Source organism: Paraburkholderia sp. 2C (assembly GCF_054589215.1).
In genome coordinates, this window is record NZ_BAAILL010000031.1 from 145,015 (window position 1) to 164,876 (window position 19,862).

The 19,862-nt window shown below is 64.9% G+C and carries 18 protein-coding genes; 13 read left to right on the forward strand and 5 right to left on the reverse strand.

Going from position 1 to position 19,862, the window contains the following annotated elements; all coding sequences use genetic code 11:
- Positions 1 to 112: 112 nt before the first annotated feature.
- Entirely contained in the window at positions 113 to 1,441 is a 1,329-nt protein-coding gene (gene aptA / locus ACYPXD_RS07905) for an omega-aminotransferase AptA (protein WP_459709410.1), read from the reverse strand.
- 503 nt (positions 1,442 to 1,944) lie between these two features.
- Between aptA and urtA the strand changes: the two genes are divergently transcribed.
- From urtA to ACYPXD_RS07970, 13 genes are all read left to right on the forward strand, one after another.
- Positions 1,945 to 3,243 (forward strand): urea ABC transporter substrate-binding protein, encoded by a 1,299-nt coding sequence (gene urtA, locus ACYPXD_RS07910; protein WP_459709412.1) that lies wholly within the window; start codon positions 1,945 to 1,947, stop codon positions 3,241 to 3,243.
- Between the two features lie 135 nt (positions 3,244 to 3,378).
- A complete protein-coding gene (urtB, locus tag ACYPXD_RS07915) occupies positions 3,379 to 5,040 on the forward strand; it encodes an urea ABC transporter permease subunit UrtB (protein ID WP_459709414.1) in 1,662 nt (553 codons plus the stop codon).
- Positions 5,041 to 5,044: 4 nt separating this feature from the next.
- Positions 5,045 to 6,238 carry an urea ABC transporter permease subunit UrtC gene (gene urtC / locus ACYPXD_RS07920; RefSeq protein WP_459709416.1) on the forward strand — a complete coding sequence of 398 codons (1,194 nt, stop codon included), beginning with the start codon at positions 5,045 to 5,047 and terminating at the stop codon, positions 6,236 to 6,238.
- A gap of 20 nt (positions 6,239 to 6,258) precedes the next feature.
- The gene (urtD, locus tag ACYPXD_RS07925; RefSeq protein WP_459709418.1) at positions 6,259 to 7,107 is read left to right on the forward strand and encodes an urea ABC transporter ATP-binding protein UrtD; all 849 of its coding nucleotides are present in this window, start codon (positions 6,259 to 6,261) and stop codon (positions 7,105 to 7,107) included.
- 18 nt (positions 7,108 to 7,125) lie between these two features.
- Positions 7,126 to 7,818, forward strand: coding sequence for an urea ABC transporter ATP-binding subunit UrtE (gene urtE / locus ACYPXD_RS07930; protein ID WP_459709422.1), 693 nt, complete (start codon positions 7,126 to 7,128; stop codon positions 7,816 to 7,818).
- A gap of 17 nt (positions 7,819 to 7,835) precedes the next feature.
- Positions 7,836 to 8,726: an urease accessory protein UreD gene (locus tag ACYPXD_RS07935; RefSeq protein WP_459709425.1), complete on the forward strand. Its 891-nt coding sequence runs from the start codon at positions 7,836 to 7,838 to the stop codon at positions 8,724 to 8,726.
- 187 nt (positions 8,727 to 8,913) lie between these two features.
- On the forward strand, positions 8,914 to 9,216 hold the full coding sequence (gene ureA / locus ACYPXD_RS07940) for an urease subunit gamma (RefSeq protein WP_075156485.1): 303 nt from the start codon (positions 8,914 to 8,916) through the stop codon (positions 9,214 to 9,216).
- Between the two features lie 19 nt (positions 9,217 to 9,235).
- The gene (locus ACYPXD_RS07945) at positions 9,236 to 9,589 is read left to right on the forward strand and encodes an urease subunit beta (RefSeq protein ID WP_459709427.1); all 354 of its coding nucleotides are present in this window, start codon (positions 9,236 to 9,238) and stop codon (positions 9,587 to 9,589) included.
- Positions 9,590 to 9,638: 49 nt separating this feature from the next.
- On the forward strand, positions 9,639 to 11,345 hold the full coding sequence (ureC, locus tag ACYPXD_RS07950; RefSeq protein ID WP_459709430.1) for an urease subunit alpha: 1,707 nt from the start codon (positions 9,639 to 9,641) through the stop codon (positions 11,343 to 11,345).
- Positions 11,346 to 11,350: 5 nt separating this feature from the next.
- Positions 11,351 to 12,031, forward strand: a complete 681-nt coding sequence (gene ureE, locus ACYPXD_RS07955) for an urease accessory protein UreE (RefSeq protein ID WP_459709433.1) — start codon at positions 11,351 to 11,353, stop codon at positions 12,029 to 12,031.
- On the forward strand, positions 12,018 to 12,698 hold the full coding sequence (locus tag ACYPXD_RS07960; protein ID WP_459709435.1) for an urease accessory protein UreF: 681 nt from the start codon (positions 12,018 to 12,020) through the stop codon (positions 12,696 to 12,698). Before ureE ends, ACYPXD_RS07960 begins: the two co-directional genes overlap by 14 nt.
- 35 nt (positions 12,699 to 12,733) lie before the next feature.
- Positions 12,734 to 13,369, forward strand: coding sequence for an urease accessory protein UreG (gene ureG, locus ACYPXD_RS07965; protein ID WP_459709436.1), 636 nt, complete (start codon positions 12,734 to 12,736; stop codon positions 13,367 to 13,369).
- Between the two features lie 149 nt (positions 13,370 to 13,518).
- Entirely contained in the window at positions 13,519 to 14,766 is a 1,248-nt protein-coding gene (locus tag ACYPXD_RS07970) for a glycosyltransferase (RefSeq protein ID WP_459709438.1), read from the forward strand.
- 112 nt (positions 14,767 to 14,878) lie between these two features.
- Here the strand turns inward: ACYPXD_RS07970 and waaA are convergent, their stop codons facing one another.
- The 4 genes from waaA to ACYPXD_RS07990 all read right to left on the reverse strand — a co-directional run bounded on the left by waaA (position 14,879) and on the right by ACYPXD_RS07990 (position 19,847).
- Entirely contained in the window at positions 14,879 to 16,207 is a 1,329-nt protein-coding gene (gene waaA, locus ACYPXD_RS07975; protein WP_459709440.1) for a lipid IV(A) 3-deoxy-D-manno-octulosonic acid transferase, read from the reverse strand.
- A gap of 66 nt (positions 16,208 to 16,273) precedes the next feature.
- Entirely contained in the window at positions 16,274 to 17,158 is an 885-nt protein-coding gene (locus tag ACYPXD_RS07980; protein WP_459709442.1) for a Kdo hydroxylase family protein, read from the reverse strand.
- Between the two features lie 107 nt (positions 17,159 to 17,265).
- Positions 17,266 to 18,285, reverse strand: coding sequence for a lipopolysaccharide heptosyltransferase I (gene waaC / locus ACYPXD_RS07985; protein ID WP_459709444.1), 1,020 nt, complete (start codon positions 18,283 to 18,285; stop codon positions 17,266 to 17,268).
- 167 nt (positions 18,286 to 18,452) lie between these two features.
- The gene (locus ACYPXD_RS07990; protein WP_459709447.1) at positions 18,453 to 19,847 is read right to left on the reverse strand and encodes a phosphomannomutase/phosphoglucomutase; all 1,395 of its coding nucleotides are present in this window, start codon (positions 19,845 to 19,847) and stop codon (positions 18,453 to 18,455) included.
- Positions 19,848 to 19,862: the final 15 nt, after the last annotated feature.

A 19,862-nucleotide genomic window follows, 5' to 3' on the forward strand; every position in this document is an offset into this window, starting at 1 on the left:
CGTCGCTCGGAACGCAACGACGAACGTCGCTTCATGGCCGTTCAGTAACCGATGCGGCTCACCTCGCCGCCGCGGCCCGCGCCGCCGCATCAACCACCCTGCCCGATCTTCTTCAATCGACTTCGCTCAACGCCTCGCCGACGGTCCTGAAGATCTCCGCAATCTGTTCCTCTTCGGCGATGAACGGCGGCGAAAACTCGAGGATGTCGCCGGCAGGACGCACCAGCACGCCCTTCTGGTAGCACCGCACGAAGGTCTCGTAGCCGCGCGCGCCCGGCGCGCCATCGCGCGGCGCCAGCTCGACGCCGCCGAGCATCCCGAGGTTGCGGATATCGATCACATGCTTCGCGCCGCGCAGCGAGTGAATCGCCTGCTCGAACACCGGCGCCAGTTTCGCGGACCGCGCAAACAGCTGCTCGCGCTCATAGAGATCGATCGTCGCGCACGCGGCGGCCGTCGCAATCGGGTGCCCGGAATACGTGTAGCCGTGAAAGAGCTCGATGCCCGCCGGCGTGCCGTTGATGATCGCATCGTGAATCCGCCTGCTCGCGGCCACCGCGCCGAGCGGCGCCGCCGCATTGTTGGTGCCCTTGGCCATCGTCAACAGGTCCGGCGTCACCTTGAAGTACTGCGCGGCGAACGGCGTGCCGAGACGTCCCCAGCCGGTGATCACTTCATCGAAAATCAGCAGGATGCCGTGCTTGTCGCAGATCTCGCGCAGCCGCTCCAGATAGCCTTGCGGCGGAATCAGCACGCCGGTCGAACCGGCCACGGGCTCGACGATGACCGCGGCGATCGTCGATGCATCGTGCAGCGTGACGAGGCGCTCGAGTTCGTCGGCCAGGTGCGCGCCCCACTTGGGCTGCCCTTTCGAAAACGCCGCTTCCTTGATGTTCAGCGTGTGCGGCAGAAAGTCGACGGCCGGCATGACCGCGCCCGAATACGCTTTACGGTTCGCCGGAATGCCGCCCACCGACGTGCCGCCGAAGTTCACGCCGTGGTACCCGCGCTCGCGGCTGATAAAACGCGTGCGCTGCCCTTCGCCGCGCGCACGATGGTAGGCCAGCGCGATCTTGAGCGCCGTATCGACGGCCTCCGAACCTGAGTTTCCAAAGAAGATGTGCTTGAGGTCGCCGGGCGTGTGCTTCGCAATCTTCGTCGCGGCTTCGAACACTTTGGGGTGGCCCATCTGGAAGGTCGGCGCGAAGTCCATCTCGGCCGCCTGCTCCTGCACCGCGGCGACGATCTCGTCGCGGCAATGGCCCGCGTTCACGCACCACAGGCCGGCCGTGCCGTCGAGAATGCGCCGCCCGTCATGCGACGTGTAGTACATCCCTTTCGCCTTCGAAAGCAGCCGCGGCGCGCTCTTGTACTGGCGGTTCGCGGTGAACGGCATCCAGAACGCGGACAGGTCGAGCATGTTGGCAGCGCGGTCATTCATCTTGCGTCTCCAGGTCTTCGGTTGATTGATAAGTGATGGATGGCTAGGTCGATCGCTGATGAGCCGATCGCGGTTTTTTCGGTCGCAGTCTTTCAGTGTATGCAGCCGCGCGCCGGTGCACAACCAGTGCGCAAGCGGCGGTCGCGGCTGCACCGATCGTGCGCGTCCGCCTGACGGTCAGGCGCGCGTGATCGCGTGTGTGCTTCGTTGCAGCGCGGCACGCACCGCGATGAGGCATGCCCCGCGTCGATGCACCGCTTTAGCCCTTGATACTCATGGGAAGCTCACGCGGCCGCCAGGCGGCAAGCCGCCTCACAGCGCGCATGGTAGCCGTTCAGTGCTGCTTTGCAACGATTGGCATATGCCTTGCAGTAAAGAGTACGGCCAGTCATGCACTACGCAACCATCAGCCGGCCCGCAGCTTCGGCCGGCCGCCGCAAGACCCACGCGGCGCGAGCCGCAACAACTAACAACACACTCAACATCAAGGCAAGGGGTAGCACATGAAACGTCGCAGTCTTCTGAAGCTCGGCTCGATGTCGGGCGCGCTCGCGCTCGCGGGCAAGGTGCCGTTCGCCAACGCACAGTCGAATAGCGGGCCGATCAAGGTCGGCATTCTGCATTCGCTGTCGGGCACGATGGCGATTTCGGAGACCTCGCTCAAGGACACCGCGTTGATGACGATCTCCGACATCAACAAGAGCGGCGGCGTGATGGGCCGCCAGATCCAGCCGGTGGTGGTCGACCCGGCGTCGAACTGGCCGCTCTTCGCCGAGAAAGCGCGCCAGTTGCTGACGCAGGACAAGGTGGCCTGCGTGTTCGGATGCTGGACATCGGTGTCGCGCAAATCGGTGCTGCCGGTGTTCGAGGAGCTGAACGGGCTGCTCTACTACCCGGTGCAGTACGAAGGCGAAGAGATGTCGCGCAACGTGTTCTATACGGGCGCCGCGCCGAACCAGCAGGCGATTCCGGCCGTCGAGTACCTGATGAGCAGCGAAGGCGGCGGTGCGAAGCGCTTCTTCCTGCTCGGCACCGACTACGTCTACCCGCGCACGACCAACAAGATCCTGCGCGCGTTCCTGCATTCGAAGGGCGTGCAGGATGCCGATATCCAGGAGGTCTACACGCCGTTCGGCCATAGCGACTATCAAACCATCGTCGCCAACATCAAGACCTTCTCGCAAGGCGGCAAGACCACGGTCGTCTCGACCATCAACGGCGATTCGAACGTGCCGTTCTACAAGGAGCTCGGCAACCAGGGCATCAAGGCGACCGACGTGCCTGTCGTGGCGTTTTCGGTTGGCGAGGAGGAGTTGCGCGGCATCGATACGAAGCCGCTGGTCGGGCATCTGGCCGCATGGAACTACTTCATGTCCGTGAAGGGCCCGAACAACACGGCGTTCAAGGAAGAGTTCGCCTCGTATGTGAAGGCGCAGAGCCTGCCGGGCGGCGCGAAACGCGTGACGAACGATCCGATGGAAGCGACCTTCGTCGGCATTCATATGTGGAAGCAGGCGGTCGAGAAAGCGAAGAGCACGGACGTCGACAAGGTGCGCGTCGCGATGATCGGCCAGAAGTTTGCCGCGCCCTCGGGCTTCACGCTTGAAATGGACGGCAACCACCATCTGCACAAGCCCGTGATGATCGGCGAGATTCGCGGCGACGGGCAGTTCAATGTGGTCTGGAAGACGAAGACCGCGATTCGCGCGCAGCCGTGGAGCCCGTTTATCGCCGGTAACGAAAACAAGCCCGATGTGGTGAGCTCGATTCCGTCGTTCCTGCGGCGCTCGCGCGTGGCGTAAGCGAAGGCGGGCCCTGCCCGAGGTTTTAACCCGGTCTCATCCGGTTTTTATCCGCGTTTTACCTGCAACAAGCGGCAGCGGACTCATCATCCGCTGCCGCCGACCTGCCTGCCGCTTCTCTCTTCAAAGGCCATCATGGCGTTCCCATTCTCCAGACTGGCACGGCGCGGCATCAATGCCGCACGCTTGTTCTCCGCTACGGTGGCGTGCGCGCTGTTCGTGGCCCTGCTCGCGCCACAACCGGCATTCGCGCTCACCGCCGCCGATGTCGCCCCGCTTGCCGGCGACGACTTCGATGCGAAGTCCGCCGCGATCGACAAGCTCATTGCGATGCACGACGCGCCATCGCTCGCGCTATTGAAGGCGCTGTCCGAAGACAACGCACTCGCCACCGACGCCGGCGCCGTGCTGATCCAGTCGGCCGATGGCGGCGACCACGCCTACGACGCGGTAACCGGAAAAACCGTCGCAGCAGGCGACGCGCAACCGGTCACACTGAACAACCTCTTGCGCTCCAAAGTAGCGGGCGCGCTATCGGGCCTGCAACTCGCCTCGCCCGACCTCGACACGCGGCGCGCCGCGATCGGCGAACTGCTGAAAAACCCCGACATCGCGATGAAGCCGATGATCGACGCGGCGCGCGCCAAGGAAACCGACCCGGCGCTCAAACGCCGACTCGACGTGTTGTGGGCCATGACCGCGCTGCACGACACCGACGCCGCGAAGCGGCTCGAAGCCGTGCAACTCGTCGCCGCGCGCCACGATCTCGAGATGAACGAACTGCTGCGCCCGATCGTCGCGAAGAAGCCCGACGGCGGCTTCGCCGAACCCGACGCAAGCGTGCGCGCGGCCGCGCAGCAAGGCATCGATGCGCTCGATGCGATCCAGCGCCGCAGCGAGATTGCCGGCACTATCTTCGCGGGGCTGTCGCTTGGCAGCGTACTGCTGCTCGCGGCGCTCGGTCTCGCGATCACCTATGGCCTGATCGGCGTGATCAATATGGCGCACGGCGAATTTCTGATGATCGGCGCGTATGCCACCTATGTCGTGCAGAACCTGATGCAGCACTACGCACCGGGCGCATTCGACTGGTATCCGCTGTTTGCCATTCCCGCCTCGTTTGTCGCGGCGGCGGTGGTCGGCATCGTGCTCGAACGGCTCGTGCTCAAGCACCTGTACGGCCGTCCGCTCGAAACCCTCCTGACGACATTCGGTATCAGCCTGATCCTGATCCAGGCGACGCGCATGATCTTCGGCGCGCAGAACGTGCAAGTGGTGAACCCGTCGTGGATGAGCGGCGGCGTCACCGTGATGCAGAACCTGATCCTGCCGTACAACCGGCTCGCGATTCTCGCGTTCTCGCTGATCGTGGTCGGCATCGCGTGGGCCGTGTTGACAAAGACGCGCCTCGGCCTCTTCGTGCGCGCCGTCACGCAGAACCGCCGGATGGCCGCGTGCGTCGGCGTGAAGACCGCCCTCGTCGACTCCTACGCGTTCGCATTCGGCGCGGGCATCGCGGGCCTCGGCGGCTGTGCGCTCTCGCAGATCGGCAATGTCGGCCCGGACCTCGGCCAGAGCTACATCATCGATTCGTTTATGGCGGTCGTGTTGGGCGGCGTTGGACAGATTGCGGGCACCGTCCTCGGCGGCTTTGGCCTCGGCCTCGTCAGCAAGGCGATCGAGCCGTTCTGGGGCGCGGTGCTCGCGAAGATCGCGGTGCTCGTGCTGATCGTGCTGTTTATCCAGAAGCGTCCGCAGGGCATGTTCGCCCTGAAGGGCCGCAGCGCGGAGGCGTAACGACATGACTTCCGTTACCACTTCTTCCCCCTCCACCGCCGATGCGCGCGCGACGACAGGCGATACGGAACGCGCCAGACTGTCCGGCTTCGCGCTCGGCTTGCCGCCGCGCCCTGCGCTTCTGTCGCGCCGTGCATGGCAGGCGTTGATTGCGCTGATAATCGTGATCGGCCTCGGCGTGCCGCTTTCCGCACTCGTGCTGCCTGAATCCAGCGCATTCCATCTGTCGGCTTATGCGATGACAATTGCCGGCAAGTTCATGTGCTACGCGATCGCCGCGCTCGCGCTCGATCTCGTGTGGGGCTACTGCGGCATTCTGAGCCTTGGGCATGGCCTCTTTTTTGCGCTCGGCGGCTACGCGATCGGCATGTACCTGATGCGCGCGATCGGCCACGACGGTAAATACGGCAGCGACCTGCCCGACTTCATGGTGTTTCTCGACTGGCATCAGCTGCCCTGGTACTGGCAAGGCACGCAGCATCTCGCGTACGCGTTGCTGCTCGTCGTGCTCGTGCCCGCGATCGTTGCCTGGGTGTTCGGCTTCTTCACGTTCCGTTCGCGCGTGAAAGGCGTCTACCTGTCGATCATCACGCAGGCGATGACCTTTGCCGCGATGCTGCTCTTCTATCGCAATGAAACCGGCTTCGGCGGCAATAACGGTTTCACCGACTTCAAGCGCATTGCCGGCTTTCCGATCACGCATCCGGGCACGCGCACCGTGCTGTTTTTGATGACGTTCGCCGTGCTCGTGCTGACCTTTATCGGCGCGCGCGCGATCGTCACGTCGAAGCTCGGCCGCGTGGTGACCGCGGTGCGCGACGGCGAGACGCGGCTGATGTTCCTCGGTTACAGCCCGCTTGCGTACAAGCTCTTCGTCTGGACCGTCTCCGCGGTGCTGTGCGGCATCGCGGGCGCGCTGTATGTGCCGCAGGTCGGCATCATCAATCCGGGCGAGATGTCGCCGGGCAATTCGATCGAAATGGCGATCTGGGTGGCGGTCGGCGGACGCGGCACGCTTATCGGGCCGATCATCGGCGCGTTTGCGGTGAACGGCGCGAAGAGCTTTTTTACCGCGCACTTCGCCGAATACTGGCTGTTCTTTCTCGGCGCGATTTTCGTGCTGGTGCCGCTGTTTCTGCCGAACGGCATCATGGGGCTGATCGAAATGCTCACGATGCGCAACAAGAACCGCCAATAAGCACCCGATAAGGACCGCATATGAGCGACTATGCATACGACGCAAACGCGATCGACGAGCGTGCCTACAGCGGCGTCGCCGGGATGGGCCATGCCGTGACGCCTGGCGAGATCGACATCTCGCACGGCACGATTCTCTATCTCGACGACGTGACGGTGAGCTTCGACGGCTTTCGCGCGCTGAACAAGCTGTCGCTGTCGATCGACGCCGGCGAGCTGCGCTGCATCATCGGCCCGAACGGCGCCGGCAAGACGACGATGATGGATGTGATCACCGGCAAAACCGAACCCGACTCGGGCAAGGTCTTCCTTGGCCAGACGATCGACCTCACGCGCATGAACGAGCCCGAAATCGCGCGCATCGGGATCGGCCGTAAATTCCAGAAGCCGACCGTATTCGAGCAGCACCCGGTGTGGGAGAACCTCGAACTCGCGATGAAAACCGACAAGGGCTGGTTCGCCTCGCTGCGCGCGCGGCTCGATCGCGCGGCGCAGGCGCGCATCGAGGAAACGCTGGCGCTGATCCGCCTCGAAGGCGAAGCGCGGCGGCCGGCCGGCGAGCTGTCGCACGGACAGAAACAGCGGCTCGAAATCGGCATGCTGCTGATGCAACGGCCTGCCCTGCTGCTGCTCGACGAACCGGCGGCCGGCATGACCGACGACGAGACGATGCAGCTCGCCGAGCTGCTCAACCATTTGCGCGGCACGTGTTCGATGATGGTCGTCGAACACGACATGGAATTCGTCGCCGCGCTCGCCGGCGAGGCAGGCATGGTCACCGTGATGGCCGAAGGCAGCGTGCTCGCGCACGGCACGCTCGACACCGTGAAAAACGACCCGAACGTGATCGAGTCGTATCTCGGACGCTGATACGGAGCCCTGAACACTATGCTCGAAGTTACGAACCTCAATCAGTTCTACGGCGGCAGCCATATTCTGCGCAACGTGAAGCTCGACGTGCCCGACGGCAAGCTGACCGTGCTGCTCGGCCGCAATGGCGTCGGCAAGACCACGCTGCTGCGCTGCCTGATGGGCGTGGTGCCGACGAAGAACGGGTCGATCACATGGCGCGGCACGCCGCTGACGAAATTGCCGCCGCATGCGCGTGTCACGCAAGGGCTCGCCTATGTGCCGCAGGGCCGCGATATTTTCCCGCGGCTGACCGTCGAGGAAAATCTGCTGGTCGGCGCGGCAAGCCGCAAGGCGCCAAAGGGCATTCCCGACCGCATCTACGAACTCTTTCCCGTGCTGAAGGACATGCGCGCGCGTCGCGGCGGCGATCTCTCCGGCGGCCAGCAGCAACAGCTCGCCATTGGCCGCGCGCTGATGAGCGAACCGCAACTGCTGATTCTCGACGAACCGACCGAAGGCATTCAGCCGTCGATCATTCAGGACATCGGTCGCACGTTGCGGCAACTGGTCGAAGAAATGGGGCTGACGGTGCTGCTCGTCGAGCAGTATTACGACTTCGCGAAGGCGATTGCGGACCGCTACTGGGTGATGAGCCGCGGCGAAATCATCGCGGGCGGCGCCGGCGCGGATATGGACAAGGATGGCGTGCGCGCGTTGATTGCCGTTTGACGTGATACCTTTGCCGCATGTCGCTTCATGAAAACCACGCGGCCCTCGCCGCCGCCGACCCCACTTCGCATGCGCACTGGCGCGCGCGGCTCGAACTCGGCTTTGAAAAGCACGGGCAGCGCGGGCAGCGCACTACGCTCGCGCACCGGCTGCATGAAGGACCGTTGCGCGTGCAACGTCCGCTCTACCCGGAAGGCGACGCGATCTGCCATGCGGTGATCGTGCACCCGCCGGGCGGTATCGCGGGCGGCGATGCGCTCGACATCGATATCGCGCTCGCCGCCGAAACGCACGCTGTGCTGACGACGCCCGGCGCCACGAAGTGGTACAAGTCGAACGGCCGCGCGGCGCGGCAACGGATCGGCATTCGTGTCGAGCCGCGCGCGAAGCTCGACTGGCTGCCGCAAAACAATATCGTGTTCGACAACGCGCATGCGTCGCTCGATTTCACGCTGACGCTTGCCGAAGGCGCGAGCGCCATCGGCTGGGATGCAATGCAGCTGGGCAGGCAGGCGGCCGGAGAGCGTTGGAGCGCGGGTCATGTGCGTTCGGTGTCGCGCATCATCGGGCCCGATGGCCAACCGCTGTGGTTCGAGCGCGCGCTAATGGCGGCCGACGCCGCATTGCGCGACGCGCCGCAAGGGCTCGCCGGCTTTCCCGCATTCGGCACGCTTTGGGCGGTCGGCGCCGCTTGCGACGAGACGCTTGCCGAAGCGCTGACGGCGACACTGCCGTTCGATGCGACGCTGCGTGCGGCGGCGTCCTGCGTGTCGCCGGGCGTGCTGCTGGTCCGCGCGGTCGCACGCTCGATGGAGCCGCTGCAGCGCGCCCTTGCGCGATGCTGGCTGGATCTGCGGCCGCGCGTGCATGGCGTCGCTGCGGTGCCGTTACGATTGTGGTCGACGTGAGCGCTCATGCGATTCGCAAAGCGCACCATGACGGCGCGCCCGTTTGCGCGATCGCGGTGCACGCGTTCTTCCACTTGACCGCAACACGCCCATGCACCACGATGGCATAGCCTTTGCTCTTTGAATGCTCGTCCACCGGGACGGCGTCGCCGTTCGCCTTCCACTCTCCGCCTCAAAACAACATTCGATGAAGCTGACACCACGCGAGCGAGACAAACTGCTGATCTTCACCGCGGCACTGCTTGCGGAACGCCGCCGCGCACGCGGCCTGAAACTGAACTATCCGGAAGCGGTCGCCTACATCACCGCCGCCCTGATGGAAGCCGCGCGCGACGGCCGCACGGTCGCCGAGGTCATGCACTACGGCACCACCCTGCTTACGCGCGACGACGTGATGGAAGGCGTGCCCGAGATGATTCCCGATATCCAGGTCGAAGCGACGTTCCCGGACGGCACGAAGCTCGTGACGGTCCACCACCCTATTCCGTGAAGCTTTGAAGGAGCACGCGATGATTCCCGGCGAACTGATCACCGACGATGGCGAGCACGAACTCAACGCCGGCCGCACAACGATCACGCTAACCGTAGCGAACACCGGCGACCGCCCGGTGCAGGTCGGCTCGCATTACCACTTCCACGAAGCGAACGCGTCGCTTGCGTTCGATCGCGCGGCCGCGCGCGGCTTCCGGCTCAATATCGCGGCAAGCACCGCCGTACGTTTCGAGCCGGGCCAGGAACGCACGGTCGAGCTCGTCGAACTGGCCGGCGATCGCATCGTGTACGGCTTTAACGGCAAGGTGATGGGCAAGCTCGACGCGCCGGTCGAAGTTCCGGCATCGAGCGCGACGAACGTCAAAGCCTGACTCATCGACCAGCACCCGATTCCGCACCGCATCCTTTCGGATTCCAGACATGACATTACGCATTGGCCGCCGCGCCTACGCCGAGATGTACGGCCCCACCACGGGCGACCGCGTTCGACTCGCCGACACCGACCTCGTGATCGAAGTCGAACGCGACTTCACGGTCTACGGCGAAGAAGTGAAGTTCGGCGGCGGCAAGGTGATTCGCGACGGCATGGGCCAGTCGCAGCGTCTCGCGGCCGACGTCGTCGATACGGTCATCACGAACGCGGTGATACTCGACCATTGGGGCATCGTGAAGGCCGATATCGGCCTGAAAGACGGCCGCATCGCGGCGATCGGCAAGGCCGGCAATCCCGATATCCAGCCGGGCGTGACGATTCCGCTGGGCGCCGCGACGGAGGTGATTGCCGGCGAAGGGATGATCGTTACCGCGGGCGGCATCGATACGCATATTCACTTCATCAGCCCGCAGCAGATCGACGAGGCGCTCGCCAGCGGCGTGACGACGATGCTCGGCGGCGGCACGGGCCCCGCCACCGGCACGAACGCGACGACCGTGACGCCGGGCCCGTGGCATATGGAGCGCATGCTGCAGGCCGCCGACGGCTATCCGATGAATCTCGGCTTTCTCGGCAAGGGCAATGTGAGCCAGCCGGCCCCCGCGCTCGAGCAGATCGCCGCGGGCGCGATCGGCCTCAAGCTGCACGAAGACTGGGGCACGACGCCGGCCGCCATCGACAACGCACTTTCCGTGGCCGACGACACCGACACCCAGGTCGCGATCCACACCGATACGCTGAACGAAGCGGGCTTCGTCGAAGCGACCGTCGCCGCCTTCAAGGGCCGCACGATCCACACGTATCACACCGAAGGCGCGGGCGGCGGCCACGCGCCGGACATCATCAAGGTATGCGGCGAAGCGAACGTGCTGCCGTCGTCGACGAATCCGACGCGGCCATACACGGTCAACACGCTTGACGAGCATCTCGACATGCTGATGGTGTGCCACCACCTCGACCCGTCGATTGCCGAAGACATCGCGTTTGCCGAATCGCGGATACGCCGCGAAACGATCGCCGCCGAAGACATCCTGCACGACCTCGGCGCGCTGTCGATGCTGTCGTCGGATTCGCAGGCGATGGGACGGGTCGGCGAAGTGATCATCCGCACGTGGCAGACCGCGCACAAGATGAAGGCGCAGCGCGGCGCGCTGCCCGAAGACAACGCGCGCAACGACAATTTCCGCGCCAAGCGCTATGTCGCGAAGTACACGATCAATCCGGCGCTCACGCATGGCATCGCGCATGAGGTCGGCTCGATCGAGCCGGGCAAGTGGGCGGACCTCGTGCTGTGGGAGCCGGCGTTTTTCGGCATCAAGCCGTCGCTGATCCTGAAAGGCGGGATGATCGCGCTTGCGCAGATGGGCGATCCGAATGCGTCGATTCCGACGCCGCAACCGGTTCATTATCGCGAGATGTTCGCGACGCGCGGCGGTGCGTTGGGACGCACGTCTTTGACATTTGTGTCGCAATTGGCGGCCGAGGCCGGGGTGGCGGAACGCTACGGGCTCTCGAAGCGGATCGTAGCGGTGAAAGGCTGCCGCAGCGTGACCAAAGCCGACATGATTCACAACGCGTGGCAGCCTGCCATCAGCGTCGATCCGGAGACATATCAGGTGATCGCGAACGGCGAACTGCTGACCTGCGAGCCCGCGAAGGTGCTGCCGATGGCGCAACGGTATTTTCTTTTTTGACGTGTATGAGAACGATCGACAAACGCCTTGATGCGCATGTGAAACTCGCGCGTGTGCTGGTTGCGCGCGCACCCGGTTTGACGCTGCCGTTCGAGGCCCGCTGCAAGAGCCGTCTGGCCGCGACGCTCGATACGGGCGAAGAAGTCGCGCTTGTGCTGCCGCGCGGCACCGTGCTGCGCGACGGCGATGTGCTCGTTGCCGACGACGGCGGCCTCGTGCGTGTTGCTGCCGCCGCGGAAGCCGTGCTGCTGGTTCGTGCGCCCGATGTGCTGACGCTGACGCGCGCGGCGTATCACCTCGGCAACCGGCATACGCCGGTTGAAGTGGGCGTCGATTATCTGAAGCTCGAATACGATTCCGTGCTGGCGGACATGTTGACGCGGCTCGGGGCGGCGGTCGAACAGGTGTCGCTGCCGTTTCAGCCCGAGACCGGCGCTTATGGCGGCGGGCACCGGCATGGGCACGACGCGACTTTTGCCGAAGACTACGCGGTCGCGCAGAAGGTGTTCGACGAGCATCATGGACATTCGCATGGTCATGATCATGGGCACGCTCATGCGGGCAGCGGTCATTCGCATGCGCATTCGCACGGACATAGCCACGATCATTCGCACGACCACGGCGACGACCACGATCATTGCGATGCATCGTGCTCGCACGACTCTCACCACCATGCGCATCGCTGAGCTGACCGCACTGCTGCATCTCGCGTCGCCTGCGCTGCCGATCGGCGCGTTCAGCTATTCGCAAGGGCTTGAAGCGGCCATCGAAGCGCAGTTGATCACCGATGCCGATAGCGCACGCGACTGGATTGCGAGCGGCCTCACGAGCGTGCTCGCGGTTGGCGAACTGCCGTTCCTCGCCCATCAGTTCGAACGTTGGCGCACGCATGATGCGACGGCGCTCGCCGAAGCGAACAGCGAATTCCTCGCGAGCCGCGAATCTTCGGAACTGCGCCGCGAGACCGAGCAAATGGGCTGGTCGCTGCGGCAGCTCTGTGCTTCGCTCGAATGGGGCGACGCCGCGCGGCGCGCGACGCTCGATACGATGACGCCGATCGCGCAACCCACCGCATTCGCATTCGCCGCGTATGCTCACGACGCTCCCGCCGACGCGGCGCTTGCCGCCTACGCGTTCAGCTGGGTCGAAAACCAGGCGGCGGCGGCGTTGAAAGCGGTGCCGCTCGGCCAGCTCGCGGGACAGCGGATTATCGTCGCGCTGCGCGGCGCGATCGATGCCGCGGTCACGCACGCTTTGGCGACATCGCCCGACGACATCAATACCTTCGCGCCGCAGCTTGGCATTCTGTCGGCGCGCCACGAGTCGCAGTATTCGCGGCTCTTCCGCTCATAGCTTTGGCTTCTTTGGCCTAGTAGGCTCCGCACATCATGAACGCACGCACACCACGCACGAAGAAACTGCCGCCGCTGCGCGTCGGCGTCGGCGGTCCGGTCGGTTCCGGCAAAACAACGCTGCTCGAAATGCTCTGCAAGGCGATGCGCGACCGCTACGACCTCGTCGCGATTACCAACGATATCTACACGAAGGAAGACCAGCGACTGCTGACCGTCGCAGGCGCACTGCCCGCGGAGCGGATCATGGGCGTCGAGACCGGCGGCTGCCCGCACACGGCGATTCGCGAGGACGCGTCGATCAATCTCGAAGCAGTCGACCGGATGCTGACGCGCTTTCCCGATGCGGATATCGTGTTTATCGAATCGGGCGGCGACAATCTGGCGGCGACATTTAGTCCGGAGCTTTCCGATCTGACGATATACGTGATCGATGTGGCCGGCGGGGAGAAGATTCCGCGTAAAGGCGGACCGGGGATTACGAAGTCGGATCTGCTGGTGATCAACAAGACGGATCTCGCGCCATTGGTGGGCGCAAATCTCGATGTAATGGCGTCGGATGCGAAGAAGATGCGCGGCGAGCGGCCATTTGTGATGTGTAATCTGAAGGCACCCGATGGGCTGGATCAGGTGATTGGGTTTATCGAGAAGAAGGGGTTGCTGGTGGTTTGAGCGGTCGGCGTCCAGCAGGCCGCCGGTCTCAGGTTGCACGCGCATGAGCCACGGGGCGGGCTCACCGCCGGTGCTAAAATCTCAAAAACGATTACAAACCGCTGCACACATCGGCTCGCAACCGGCACCGACTCACGCTCCCCACACCCATGCCCCAAACGGCCCCGCGAACTTCCGTCCTGTTCAACGTCGTCGACTTCAACGACGGCGGCATCGAGTCCTCGCTGATGCAATGGCTGAGCATCCTCGATCGCAGCCGCTTCGAGATCACACTCGCGGTGATGTACGCGTCGCCGGCCTTCGTGAGTCGCTTTCGCGCGCTGATTCCACCGGATGTGAAGGTCGAGATTCTCGTCGACCGTCCGTGGCTCAACTACTTCCAGTCGCGCCGCTACGCGCGCAAGCTCAGCAAGCTCGGCCGCATCGGCCGCGATGTGTTCAATACGCTCGCCGTGCGCCCGCACATCCGCAAGCGCATCGCCGCGCTCGCGAAGCGCCACGATGTGATCGTCGACTTCGATATGTCGCTGCGGCGCTGGGCATCGCAATTCGACATCGCGTGGCTCGGCGTCAATCACTTCAGCTTCGACGCGCGTCTCGGCGGCCGTCCGCGCAGGGCGCGGCGCCTCGCGCTCCAGTACGCGCGCTACGACGCCGTGATCGCGCTGAACCAGCATATGGCCGACGAAGCGAAGCAGATGTTCGGCGATACGCTGCGCCGGCTCGTCGTGCTGCCGAATGCGATCGATATCGATGCGATTCGCGCATCGGCCGGCGCGCCGAACGCAACGAAAGCGCCGACCTCGGCGCCGTATATCGTGTCCGTCGCACGGCTCGACGAGATCCAGAAGGACCATCGCACGCTGTTGAGCGCGTACGCGAAGATGATCGAGGACAGCGGTGTCAAAGACGATCTCGTGATCGTCGGCAACGGTGCGTTCAGGCAGGAACTCGAGGAACGCGCAGTGCAGCTTGGCATCGCGCAGCGTGTGCATTTCGTCGGCCATCAGGACAATCCGCATGCGCTGATCGCCAACGCTCGCGCGCAAGTGCTGAGCTCGCGCTACGAAGGCATGCCGATGGTGTTACTCGAAGCGCTCGCGCACGGCAAGCCGATCGTTGCGACCGACTGTCCGACGGGACCGCGCGAAATTCTCGACAACGGCCGGGCCGGCCTACTGGTGCCGATCGGCGATGTCGATGCGATGGCCGATGCATTCGCCCGCATCGTGACCGATGCCGCATTGCGCGGCACGATGACCGCAAACGCACTAGCGCGCGCGCAGCATTACGGTATCGATAAATCCAACCAGCGCTTTGCCGCATGTGTCAGTGACATTCTCTCTGCGCGGCGTGGAGCTCAAAAGGTAACGAAGCCAGCGCAGCGCCCGGTTTGACGCCGAGGAGCCGGCCCGCCCTACTATCGCTTTTGGCCACCGTGCTCAACCGAAGCATCTAACCAGAAGATTGGCGCGCCAACTGCACGAAACCGGCGCGCCCCCCCGTACTTCACTCCCCCGCCAACACCGGCGCCGGATCCTCCGGCAACCACGTCGTCAGCACATCCACCGTGCGCACCGTCGCCCCGCGATGACGCGCGGCAAACGCGGACGCTGCCGCCCCCATGGCCGTGCGGCGCGGTCTGTCGTCGAACAGTTCGCGCAGCACGCGCGCAAGGTCCGCGGGGTCTTTCACCTGGATCGCCGCGCCGGCCGCGACCGCATCGGCCGTCGCCTGCGTGAAATTGAACACGTGCGGGCCGATCAGCACCGGCACGCCGACCGCGCACGCCTCGATCAGATTCTGGCCGCCGAGCGGCAACAGGCTGCCCCCGATAAACGCCACATCGGACGCCGCATAGTAAGCACCGAGCTCGCCCATCGAATCGCCAAGCAGCACCTTCACGTCGCGCGCGAGTGGCGGCACCGCATGAGGCGCCGCCGCTGCGGCGCCGGCCGGCGCCCACGCGGAGCGACGCTCGGCACGCAGGCCTTGACGCTCGACGAGCGCCGCGACTTCATCGAAACGCTGCGGATGGCGCGGCACGAGCACGAGCAACGCGTTGTCGAGCGCCAGCGCGGCGAACGCCTGCAGCACGAGCTCTTCTTCGCCTTCGCGCGTACTGGCCGCGACCCATACGGGACGCTCGCCGATCGCCGCGCGCCACGCATGGCCGCGCGCGACGAGCTCCGGCGGCGTATGCATATCGAACTTCAGATTGCCGAGCACCGTCACGTTACGCGCGCCGAGCGCGGTGAGCCGCTGCGCGTCGGATGGACTTTGCGCGAGCACGCGCGCAAAGCCGCCGAACACGTCGCGCGTCGCACGGCCGAAGCGCGCGGCGCGCCGGAACGAGCGCTCCGACATGCGCGCATTGGTCAGCACGAGCGGCACGTCGGCGCGCCGGCATTCGTCGATCAGCGTCGGCCATACTTCGGTCTCCATCACAAGACCGAGCGAGGGCCGCCATGCGCGCAGAAAGCGCCGCACGGCGTGCGGGATGTCGTAAGGCAGGTAGCAGCGCAGTACGCGGTCGCCGAAAATCTGCTCGCCGGTGGCGCGCCCGCTGGGCGTCATGTGAGTCAGCAGAATGCGCGCGTCGGGGCGCGCCTTGATCAGCGCATCGATCAGCGGCTGCGCGGCCCGCGTCTCGCCGACCGACACCGCATGCACCCAGATCAGCGGCGCGTCGTCTTCGGGCAGACGGCTGCGCACATGGCCGAAGCGCTCACCGATATGCCGCCGGTAACCGGCCTCCTTGCGCGAGCGCCACAGCAGGCGCGCCACCGCGACCGGCGCGGCGATCCACCAGAGCGCGTTATAGATCGCTCTTAGCATTGCGCCTCCGCATCAGCGCGGCCCGATGGGCACGGCCGCCACGCCGCATTCCACGCGCGCCGAACTTCAAACCAGCGCACGGCCCTGCAGCCGCTCGAGAATGCCAAGCGGCGCGCACTCGGGCTGCACCATCGACTTGACGGGCAGGAAGAACGTCTGCTCGAGCATGAACTGCCCGGACATCACCGCATGCGACGTCTGGTCCGAAAAGCACACCCAGACGCTGCCCGGCGGAAACGGCATCGTCTCCTGCGGCGACGACTTCTGGTAATCGAGGTCGGCCTTCATGCCGTCGTGCAATTGCAGCATCAGATGGTCGTATTCGCTGCGCGGCGATTTGGTGACGTGCAGCAGGTTCAACAGCCACGCGGCGCCCGGCATCTGCGGCTTGATGCGCGGCAAAAAGCGCTTCGCCATATCTTCGAACGGTTCGCCGACGCGCCATACGCGCGGCGTGCCGTTCGGATTCACATTGGTGAACACGCGCAAGATGCGCTCGCCGTAATTCGGCCGCGACGGAAACGCATCGACGTGCAGCCGGCTGTCGTCCTTGCGCCATGACGTCTGGCGCGTTTCGACCTGATGCAGACGCAGGCTCGTCGGCGCGACGCGCAGCTTGTTGCGGTATTCGGGAAACAGGCCGTCGACGAGCGTGCGCGCATTCGCCTGATAGCGCGCGATCAACGCGCGCACGGCCGATTGCATGACCGTGTCGCCGAGCACGCCATGGAGCGCGCCGCCGTTCGGTTCGAGGCTGATGTTCTTGCGGTTCGGATCGGCGATCGCGGGATCGAGCAGCGCGCTTTCGCCGCCTTCGATCGCAAAACGCAGGTTCGGAAAGTACAGCACCTTGCCGCGCTCGACGCCCGCGAGCAGCGTTTCGCGCGCCACCGACAGGTTCTGCGCCTGCCAGTCGCCGCTTGTCACTTCGATGATCTGGGATTCGTTCATGGTCGCCCTTCTTTTGCAGCGGATGAAGCGTAGGTAGCGTGTGCGGCGCGCATCGCGTGGTCTAGCGTGGTCGATCGCGAATCGCGAACTATCGCAAACAAAGCCACTTACAACAGACCAAACCCCGCCAACGCGCTCTTCACCGCCTGCAGCGTCGGCGGCTGACCGGCCGTGCCGAGATTGATCACATTCGGCGACCAGTAGCCGCCCGTACGCCATGCGGTCGCGAAATTGTACAACTCGACCGTCGGCCGCTTGAGCGCTGCGGCAATATGCACAAGGCCCGTGTCGACGCCGACCGTCGCGTCGGCGCCTTCGATCAGGCCCACCACCGCCGGCAGCGACAGCTTCGGCGGCACGATCGCGGCCGCGCCGAACTCTTTTGCCAGACGCTCGCTCGTCTCGCGCTCGGCGTCGCTGCCCCACGGCAGCACGAGCGACGCGCCGCGCCGCACGAGCGACTGGCCGAGCTCGATCCACGCGGTGTCGGGCCACTGCTTGTCCGCGCGCGACGTCGCGTGCACGAACACGACATACGGCACCGGCAGATTCAGCTGCGCCTGAGAAACCGCAAGCGACGCGCGGCCCGCGTCGAGGCCGAAGTCGATTTCGTCTGTGGGTTGCGGCGGCGGGTCGTTGAGCGCGGCGGCCACGAGCTGGCGCGTGCGCTCGACCACATGCGTGCGCGGCTCGATCGGCACCCGCTTGTTGTAGAAAAAGCGCACCGGCCATTCATAGCCGGCGCCGTCGGTGCGGTTGCCGAGGCCGACGACCGGCCCGCGCGCCATGCGCGCCAGCCACGCCGTTTTGATCAGCCCCTGGCAGTCGATCACGAGGTCGTAGTGCTCGGCCGCCAGTGCGCGGCGAAACGCGCGGATTTCGGCCCAGTTGGCCGGCGAGAACAGCTTTTTGCGCCAGCGCCTCAACGACACTGGAATCGCGCGGTGCACGCCCTGCACGAGCTCGACAAGCCCCACGAAGCTCTCTTCGACCAGCCAATCGATTTGCGCGTCCGGATGGCGGCGGCGGATATCGGCAATTGCCGGCATGTTATGCACGACGTCGCCCAGCGAGGACACCCGTACGATCAGTATCTTTTGCGCGCTCAAGGAGGGGGTGCCGGTCATTCCGGCATCACGGTACGTTGAAAGGACGCAATTCTATCGCGCCGCGCGAAAAAACCACGAAAAAACGCGGCGCGGCCGGTGTGGGCTCGCGCCGCGTCGGTGCGGCGTTTCAACGTCGGAAGGGGAGACGGAACGGGAATGATCCGCGCCCGCCGCGCCCGGCAGCGTCAGAACGGCAGCTTCGCGTCTGCCTTTTCCGCCATGATCACGCGGCGGAAGTCTTCCTGAATACGCTTGAGCGCCGCATCGTTATCGGCTTCGAAGCGCATCACGACCACGGGCGTCGTATTCGAGGAACGCGCAAGGCCGAAACCGTCCGGATACTCGACGCGCAGCCCGTCGATCGTTACGACCTGGTCGGCCTGCGGGAACTTCGCGTTCTTCTGCAGACGCGCGATCAGTTCGAAGTTTTCGCCTTCCTGCAGCTTCAACTGCAGCTCCGGCGTCGAATGCGAGTTCGGCAGACTGTTGAGCAGCGCGCTCGGATCCTTCACGCGCGCGAGAATTTCAAGCAGCCGCGCGCCCGTGTACAGGCCATCGTCGAAGCCATACCAGCGGTCCTTGAAAAACACGTGGCCGCTCATTTCGCCCGCAAGAGGCGCGCCGGTTTCGCGCAGCTTCGCCTTGACCAGCGAGTGGCCGGTCTTCCACATCAGCGGCTCGCCGCCCTTCTCCTTCACCCACGTCGCGAGGTTGCGCGTGCACTTCACGTCGTAAATGATCTGCGCGCCCTTGTTGCGCGACAGCACTTCCTCGGCGAACAGCATCAGCTGACGGTCCGGATAGATGATCTGGCCGTCCTTCGTGACGACGCCGAGACGGTCGCCGTCGCCATCGAACGCGAAGCCGATTTCGGCGTCGGTTTCCTTCAGCGCGCGAATCACGTCCTGCAGGTTCTCGGGGTGCGCCGGGTCCGGATGATGGTTCGGGAAGTTGCCGTCGATCTCGGTAAAGAGTTCGACGAGTTCGCAGCCAAGCGCCTTGAAAAGCCGCGGCGCGAGACCGCCTGCGACGCCGTTGCCGGTATCGACCACGATCTTCAGCGGCCGCGCAAGCTTGATATCGCTGACGATGCGATCGACGTAGGCGTCGGCGATATCGTAGTCGGCATAGCTGCCGTTGCCCGATTCGAATTTGTTGTCGACGATGCGCTTATACAGCGCCTGGATCTGGTCGCCGTAAATGGCTGCGCCGCGCAACACCATCTTGAAGCCGTTGTAGTCGGGCGGATTGTGGCTGCCCGTCACGACGATGCACGAATCGACGCGCCGCTCGCCGCTCGCGAGCTTCAACGGCACGCTTGCCGCGAAGTAGCCGACCGGCGTCGGCACCATACCGACGTTGACCACGTCGACGCCGGCCGAACGCAAGCCCTCGGACAGCGCTGCGATCAGTTCCGGGCCCGACAGGCGGCCATCCCGGGCCACGACGACCGCGTCGCCGCCCTGCGCGCGCACTTCGCTGCCGAACGCGCGGCCGATCGAACGCGCCGCGTCGGCATCGAGCGTCTTGCCGATCACACCGCGGATGTCATACGCCTTGAAAATCGATTGGGAGATCATGGATAGGCTCACTTA